This is a genomic window from Rhizobium sp. UBA1881 (assembly GCF_002338015.1).
Classification (GTDB): Bacteria; Pseudomonadota; Alphaproteobacteria; order Rhizobiales; family Rhizobiaceae; genus Rhizobium.
The window spans coordinates 6,190-7,289 of sequence record NZ_DDHH01000003.1; the positions used below are offsets into that span (position 1 = coordinate 6,190).

Annotated in this window: 1 protein-coding gene and 1 pseudogene; both read left to right on the top strand. The window is 60.0% G+C overall.

Features of this window, described 5'->3' with window-relative positions; all coding sequences use genetic code 11:
- Window positions 1-152: 152 nt before the first annotated feature.
- On the top strand, window positions 153-749 hold the full coding sequence (locus B3605_RS00355) for a TetR family transcriptional regulator (protein ID WP_112946163.1): 597 nt from the start codon (window positions 153-155) through the stop codon (window positions 747-749).
- A gap of 133 nt (window positions 750-882) precedes the next feature.
- Window positions 883-1,100, top strand: a pseudogene (locus tag B3605_RS00360) (efflux RND transporter periplasmic adaptor subunit); the annotation flags it as partial.

Here is a 1,100-nt window from a genome sequence, read left to right on the forward strand (position 1 = left end):
ACCCCGGTGGAGCGCGTGCGCAAGAATCTCTCGCGCTATTTCCCGTAATCGCTCGATTGCATGAAGGCCTGCGACTTTAGCTTGCAGGCCCTTTCAATGTCGCGTTAGATTTTGAAAAACACCGAAGCCGGGCGGATCCGGCTGGAGAATTCATGGCAAGAAGGCCAAGGCGCAAGGCCGAAGAGACCCGCGAAGACATTATGACGATGGCCGAGCAGCTGTTTCGCCAGCGCGGCTTCGTCGCCGTCTCGATCGCCGATATCGCCGCTTCGCTCGACATGTCGCCGGCCAACGTCTTCAAGCACTTTCATTCGAAGACCGCCCTGGTCGACGCGATCGCCGAAAGGCACCTGAGTGATGTCGCCGACCGCTTCGTCGCCGACGACCTGCCGCCGCGCGAACAATTGCTCCGCTTCGTGCTCCGGCTGCTCGACAGCCACCTCGAGGACATCCAGAAGAACCCCTACATTTTCGAAATGGTCCTCGTCAGCATCGAGGCCAAGATCGAGGCCGGCAGGCGGTATCGTGAAAAGGTCATCCAGAAACTGGAAGCGATCATTCGCGAAGGTGTCGCGGAAGGCCGCTATCACTGCGCGGACCCTGCGCGCGCCGCAAAGACCGTCGCCGATGTGCTTGCAGGCGTGCTGCATCCGGTTCTGATCGTCAAGGACGATAAGGAAACCCTGGTCGAGCGAGCAAGGCAGATCGTCGATTTCGCCGATGCCGCACTGCAAAATAGCACTTGCTAAGTGACGATTCATAAATTACGTCACTTTCTAAAGGCTTTGTTAATTCGCATCAGAGGCATTTGACTCCGGATCGTTTGTCGTGTGGCATCCCCGGCAGGCTTCGATCCGCGAGCCAGCGCATAGGGAATTGAACATGATACGTCGCTTTCTCCTCGTTTCCTCAGCTCTTGCCATCGGTGGCGTTCTTGCCGCCTGCAGCGACAGCGGCAAGACACCGGCCGCGGGCGCCGGCGGCGCCGGAGCGGCTCAGCAGGCGGCCGCCGTTGGCGTGATCACGCTGAAGAAGGGCGACTTCCCGGTTACGACCATCCTTCCCGGCCGCGCCGAGGCGTTTCAGACCGCCGACATCCG

Bases quoted from the DNA above. Each gene is read 5' to 3' on its own strand.
- B3605_RS00355 (WP_112946163.1), top strand. From the start codon at position 153: ATGGCAAGAAGGCCAAGGCGCAAGGCCGAAGAGACCCGCGAAGACATT.